The organism is Bacillus sp. JJ1127 (assembly GCF_036965845.1).
In the GTDB taxonomy this organism is placed as follows: Bacteria; Bacillota; Bacilli; order Bacillales; family Bacillaceae_G; genus Bacillus_A.
This window is the reverse complement of record NZ_JBALQK010000112.1, coordinates 4,256-10,301: the sequence shown is the minus strand read 5'-3', so window position 1 is coordinate 10,301 and position 6,046 is coordinate 4,256. Positions and strand designations below refer to the sequence as shown.

At 34.0% G+C, this 6,046-nt stretch carries 7 protein-coding genes; 3 read left to right on the top strand and 4 right to left on the bottom strand.

Annotation, left to right across the window (positions count from 1 at the left end; all coding sequences use genetic code 11):
• Window positions 1–88 precede the first annotated feature (88 nt).
• Both tsaA and V7183_RS12580 read right to left on the bottom strand, forming a co-directional pair.
• A complete protein-coding gene (gene tsaA / locus V7183_RS12585; RefSeq protein ID WP_335359734.1) occupies window positions 89–544 on the bottom strand; it encodes a tRNA (N6-threonylcarbamoyladenosine(37)-N6)-methyltransferase TrmO in 456 nt (151 codons plus the stop codon).
• A gap of 29 nt (window positions 545–573) precedes the next feature.
• A complete protein-coding gene (locus tag V7183_RS12580; RefSeq protein ID WP_335359733.1) occupies window positions 574–1,329 on the bottom strand; it encodes a class I SAM-dependent methyltransferase in 756 nt (251 codons plus the stop codon).
• 196 nt (window positions 1,330–1,525) lie between these two features.
• Between V7183_RS12580 and V7183_RS12575 the strand changes: the two genes are divergently transcribed.
• Entirely contained in the window at window positions 1,526–2,119 is a 594-nt protein-coding gene (locus V7183_RS12575) for an ArsR/SmtB family transcription factor (protein ID WP_335359732.1), read from the top strand.
• A 27-nt stretch (window positions 2,120–2,146) separates the two neighbouring features.
• Complete coding sequence (locus V7183_RS12570; protein WP_335359731.1) at window positions 2,147–3,397, top strand: MFS transporter; 1,251 nt, start codon at window positions 2,147–2,149, stop codon at window positions 3,395–3,397.
• 46 nt (window positions 3,398–3,443) lie between these two features.
• Here V7183_RS12570 and V7183_RS12565 read toward each other — a convergent pair whose 3' ends face one another.
• A complete protein-coding gene (locus V7183_RS12565) occupies window positions 3,444–3,992 on the bottom strand; it encodes a CGNR zinc finger domain-containing protein (RefSeq protein ID WP_335359730.1) in 549 nt (182 codons plus the stop codon).
• Window positions 3,993–4,103: 111 nt separating this feature from the next.
• Between V7183_RS12565 and V7183_RS12560 the strand changes: the two genes are divergently transcribed.
• A complete protein-coding gene (locus V7183_RS12560) occupies window positions 4,104–5,297 on the top strand; it encodes an MDR family MFS transporter (protein ID WP_335359729.1) in 1,194 nt (397 codons plus the stop codon).
• 75 nt (window positions 5,298–5,372) lie between these two features.
• Here V7183_RS12560 and V7183_RS12555 read toward each other — a convergent pair whose 3' ends face one another.
• Complete coding sequence (locus V7183_RS12555) at window positions 5,373–5,918, bottom strand: DUF2179 domain-containing protein (protein ID WP_097897862.1); 546 nt, start codon at window positions 5,916–5,918, stop codon at window positions 5,373–5,375.
• Window positions 5,919–6,046: the final 128 nt, after the last annotated feature.

Genomic DNA, 6,046 nt, shown 5'->3' with positions numbered 1-6,046 from the left:
GAAATATACATTCCGCTTCTCCCTTTCTTTGTTTAGCTAACAATTTTATAATGTATCAATCTATATATAAAATCATATCTCAGTACTGTTAAAAATAATTCTTCATTAATTCACCCATCCAATTAGGAACACGAACATTATTCCTTACATCAAATTCAGGAATATATGGTTTTATATCTAAAATAGCTGTTTGATCATTCGCATCTAATCCCTTTACTGTAATAACATTGTTTTCTACTTCTACTATCTTAACAGTAGTGATTCCAATTGGATTCGGACGATACTTTGTCCTTTGTGCAAAACATCCCTTCTCATCAAAATCACTTAAACCTCTTGGCTTTCTAACCCATGACTTATTATCTTCTTTGAAATCGTCCATGAAAAACAGAATAATAGCATGTGAATATTCCTCTAGCCCAATTAATCCTTCCGTATACTCTGGATATATCCGGATATTAGAAATAACATTCCCCCAATTGCTATACACTTTTTCATGAACAGTAGACTCTACCTCACCAATGACATTCATATTAATACTACTCACTACTATCACCTTCTTCTTTATACAATAACTTACTTTCTTGCTTTAACAATTAAAGTTGTCGGTAGCATTCTTGCTTTATACAGAGAATAATATTTCACAGAAGGCTCAGCTGTTTGTGTATCAAAGTCACTAGATGGTTCGCCCTCTACTATTCTTTCAATTGTAAATCCGGCTTTAACGAGTTCATTTATGTATGTACTTAATTTTCTTTTATATAACACAGCCTGCACATCTTCACCTTTAAATGTTTGAAATGTAATCGGCACTTCCTCATGATATGAAGATTCCAAAGCAATTTCCGGTGTTCCATACTTTAAATTCGAATAAATAGGATGCTCCCAGCTAAAAACAAAACTGCCACCCTTTTTTAAATATGAATAAATAAGCTCCAATGTTTTTGATAAATCTGATGTCCATCCTAGCGCATAAATGGAATATACAATATCAAAATGTCCTTTTGGGATATCTGTTTCCTTCTCCATCGCAGCACATATCAAATGTGGATTCCACTCTTTTAATGTCTGCTTCGCTGTTTCAATTTGTGTTGAAGAGAGGTCCACGCCCCATAATTCTTGTGCTCCATGCTTCGCCATGTATGCTAAAGAATGGCCACTGCCACAGCCTATATCAAGGACCTTTTTATTCTTAATCTTATCAAACAAATGAATTTCATCCTCAGAAGCAGTATACGGCCCGTACTTTGGCAAAGAATCTACCTGAAAAAAGTAAGGTGCTACTACATCCCAGCACTTTTTGTTTAGCTCTAACATTTTTGTTTGTTCCATTTCTTGACTCCCCCTCTATTCCCATCATCTTACATGCATGTCATATCCTCATATTTAATCATTTATTACTTACTATACATGAAACTCCCTTTTTTGTTTGTTTATTTTTAAATTTCAGAATAAACTTTCTTTTTTCTGTATATGTAATAAAATCGAGTTAAATAAATTTAACTGGTTAAAAAAAGGATGGTGCAAAATGAAACAAAAAGCAATTTCCATTATTGAAACATACGAACAATTAAAAGCAATAAGTGATCCATTGCGTACAAAAATGCTTATATACTTAGTTGAAAAACCATATACAGGTCACCAACTTGCCCAGCTTTTAAATCTTTCTCGCGCAAAAATACACTATCATCTTCGCGAACTAGAAAAACACAACATCATTCAATTAGTAAAAAAAGAAGAACAGAGAGGAAATATTTTGAAGTACTATCAAGCTATTTCACGTGGCTTTATTCCTGCAGATCACTTACTTCACTACGTTGAATCACAAGAGGCAACGAGACAATCCTATTTGGAAGTGTTACATCGTGCGCAAACCAGGGTATTAACTGCTCCAGATTCATCATTCAATTTAACATCTTCTCATGTTGAAGATTGGCCTAGTATATCGATGCAAACAGAATTTTCATTAACAGAAGAACAATTTATAAAGTTTTTAAACCAGTATAGAAACCTTGTTAAAGAAACCTTAAAAAGCTCCACAGAAACTGATACCAATAAAAACTTTTATGTTACCATCACAGGCTTTGAAATTGATCAACTACTGTTTAACCAAGATTCATAATTCATTATTTATAGGGAGGAATATTCATTGAGTGAACCTTTCATATCACAACAAGTTCAACCTAAGTATACGAGTATTTCATTATTTAAAAACCGTGCATTTTTATTCCTTTGGTTATCAAGTACCACTTCTTTTCTTGCTCTTTCAACCTACCTATTTGCAGAACAATGGTATGTTATTCGGGCCTTAGGTCAGGAATCAGCGCTTGGCATTGTTATGATGGTAACTATGGTCCCACGAGTTCTCCTAATGACTGTTGGAGGTGTGTGGGCAGATCGTTTTAAACGTTCAAAAATCATGTTAGTTTCTAGCTTCACGCGTTGTTTACTCATTTTTGTTATGATTACTTTATTACATTTACACTTATTAAATTTATGGTCATTACTGGTCTTTGCACTACTATTTGGAATTCTAGATGCTTTCTTCTCACCAGCGAATCAATCCCTTCTTCCTCTTCTAGTCCCAAAAGAGATGTTAACTCGATCTAATTCTTTTATTCAAACTTCCAATCAAATTGCAATGTTTGCCGGACCAATGATAGGTGGCTGGATTATTACCATTAGTTCTTTCTCAAGTTTATTTTTCTCCGTTGCCTGTTTCTTAGTAATTTCATGCACTTTCACATTATGTATTAAGGAAAAAAAGCTTTCACTTTCTTCTGAGCAAGCATCTGCCAAACAAGAGCTACTAGCAGGTTTGCAATATGTATGGAACATGCCTTTTTTAAAATCCATACTTTTCATTTTAATGACAATTAATGTCTTCTTCTTTGGCCCTTTACTTATGGGAATTCCATTATTAGCGAACGAAGTATTACATGGAAAGGCAGTAGAGGTAAGCTTTTTACAAAGCTCTTATCAAGGAGGAATGCTAGGGGGCGCTTTATTAATTGGACTTTTAAATATTAGAAAAAAAAGAGGGCTTTCTATTCTAATACTTATTTCTTGTCTTGGTATTTCTCTTTCTTTCCTTGGTCAAATATATATTTTATCGCAAGGAATCATTTTACTTGTGATGATGGGTTTCATGTCTTCTATGATTAATATACCACTTGTTTCTATTATTCAAGAAAACAGTGAAACAGATAAACTAGGGAGAGTTATGAGCTTCGTAAGTGCCTCTTCCAACGGCTTAGTTCCGTTATCCTATGCCTTTGTATCCATATGCTTAACATTTGGTACTCCTATATCTGACATTCTACTATATTGTGGCTGTCTCATAACTATCTCCTCTTTTCTTTTTCTAATAAAATGTAAAATTGTACGTGATACAAATTAAGTAAACAGTGCAGTATTTTTAATGAAATACTGCACGTTTCTAGAAATTAAACGTTGTAACCTGAACGCCCTTTTCTCTTCGCCCGATAATTTTTCACTTTCGCAATCGTCCCGCACGCTCTCCCTTCTTTACTACCTGCATACATACCACACCAGCGTTTACTTCCATTGCGAGAATGATCATAAAAGACCCAGCGGCAATCCGGACATGCTTTTAACCGGCTCCACCTCTTTTGATCAATAGCCATCAAAATAATTTGTAAAATCATCGTGTACAAATTTCGTTCGCCAATTGGTTCATATGTAATAGCGTCCATATTTTCTGTCACACACACGCGAAATGGATATTTTTCAAACCACTCTTGCATTGCATTTTGCTCCTCAACTGCAAAACGAATTCCATCTCGAAATCGTTTCAGCTCGTCCAACGTACCAAACGAAAACTCCTCATCAAAATGAGTTCCCATAAATTGAAATACATCGTCTATCGTATTCAGCTCATCTATCGGATTTCTTATGTCATTTGGAATTCTCCATGTATTTAAAAAATCTCTTACAACTTCTAATTGTCCTGGTGCCTCTTGACCATGGCTCAAATCCCTTCACCATCTTTCTAAAATTTACTTTTTTCTGACTTTATGTATAATAATAATATAAAATAGTTAACCAGTAAAAACTTTTAATGGTTACAATATAGGAGGCTGTCTATGAAAAACTTTTCAATACCTATACGTGTTATACTCATTTCATCATTTTTTATGGCATTTGGATACTTTGCTGTATATGCTTTCCTTGCTATCTATTTATCGAGTTTTTTACACTTTTCCGCCATGCAAGTAGGAACAATCTTAACGATTATGACGATTACATCACGAGTTATCCCTTTATTTTCTGGTATCATTGCCGACAAAGTTGGCTATATGATTATGATGATATCCGGCTTGCTATTAAGAGGTATTGGCTTTATTTGTTTAGGAATATTTTCAGAGTTCCATACGATTTCCATTTCCGCTTCGCTAATTGGATTTGGAAGTGCATTTTATGAACCGGCTGCTCGTGCTGTATTCGGCTCACAGCCAGCTCATTTCCGAAAAGATTTATTTACATATTTAAACCTCGCTTTTAACAGCGGTGCAATTATCGGTCCAATTGCTGGTAGCCTATTACTCTTATGGAGCCCTTTATACCCATTTATACTTAGCGGATCACTCATGTTATTATTTGCTATCATTTTTTATCTTCTTAGATCTCACTTCCAAGTTTCTACTGAAAATGTACAACTCTTATCTGGGTTAAAAGCCGTTTTTGAAAATAAGCATTTTCTTTCATTCTCATTTATCATGATTTTCTTTTATATTATGTTTACTCAGCTTACTGTAGCTCTTCCGCTTCATATGACGAACATTAGCCATAGTACAAAGTTAGGTGGACTTGTTATTACAGTGAATGCAATTACAGGCGTTTTGTTTATGGTTGTATTTCGAAAAATCTTCCACAAATACAACACACTTTCGATTGTAAAATGCGGTGTGTTGTTAATGGGGCTTTCTTTTTTACTTATCCCTTTGGTTTCACATCCATATTGGCTATTTGGTTGTGTCATTTTATTTACAATCGGTGAAACACTTGTATTACCTAATGCCGATATTACAATTGCAAATTACAGCAATGAATCTTATACAGCTACATATTTTGGATTTTATCAACTATCACTCGCTATCGGATTTATGATTGGGAACTATACCGGAACATGGTTTACATCGAGCTTTAAAGGAATGGATACACCTTGGATTATTTTCGGCGGAATAGGACTGTTTGGTTTTATTTCACTCCATTTTTTTAAAAATATAGCACAAAAACATAAAACAGATTTATTAATATCTGAAAAGAAAAGTATGTAACTTTAGCCTCCTAAATGAATTGCCTTTGCAACCTCTAAAATAAAAAGGAGAAGCATCTTTCAGCTTCTCCTTTTTTCATGATGCATGATCTTTCTTTTTCATTAATGCTCGTTTTTTCATAGCTTTTGTTAAATAGCCACCTTTGAAAGAACGAATCTCATAAGAAGACATAAATGCCTTCGGCGCAATCTGGTTAATAATTTCTAAGAGTTCTTTCTCTCGTGAACGTTTCGCAACAATATCCAAACGATAGCGGACGGAATTTATCCCTTCCCCTTCAAATACTGTTACCCCAAATCCAGCATGTCTTAATTCATCAACTAATTCATTACAACGGTCTAGTAAACTAACTTGATACGTAATATATCCAATTGCTAATTTATTTTCTATATAACCACCTAATAAAAGTCCGGCGCTAAAACCGATCACATAGGCTACAATATTCATCCAATTTGATAAATCCTGAAATACAATTCCTAAACTTACAATGTAAATTGCCCCTTCTAACAATCCAACACCCGCAGCGGATCTTGTCTGATTCTTTACAAGCAAAATCGTCCGGATTGTTAAAACTGGAACATAAATAATTTGAAGTACAAAAATAAGTAGCGCTTGTAACATTTTCATCCACCTCTTTCAAAAAGTCTTTTGTCATAATAACATATATAACCTTTAGAAAGCGATGGGATTTCTAAATTTTTTTAGTTTTTTATGAAAAATAATCAAAAGGAAATAAGAAGATAAAAAAG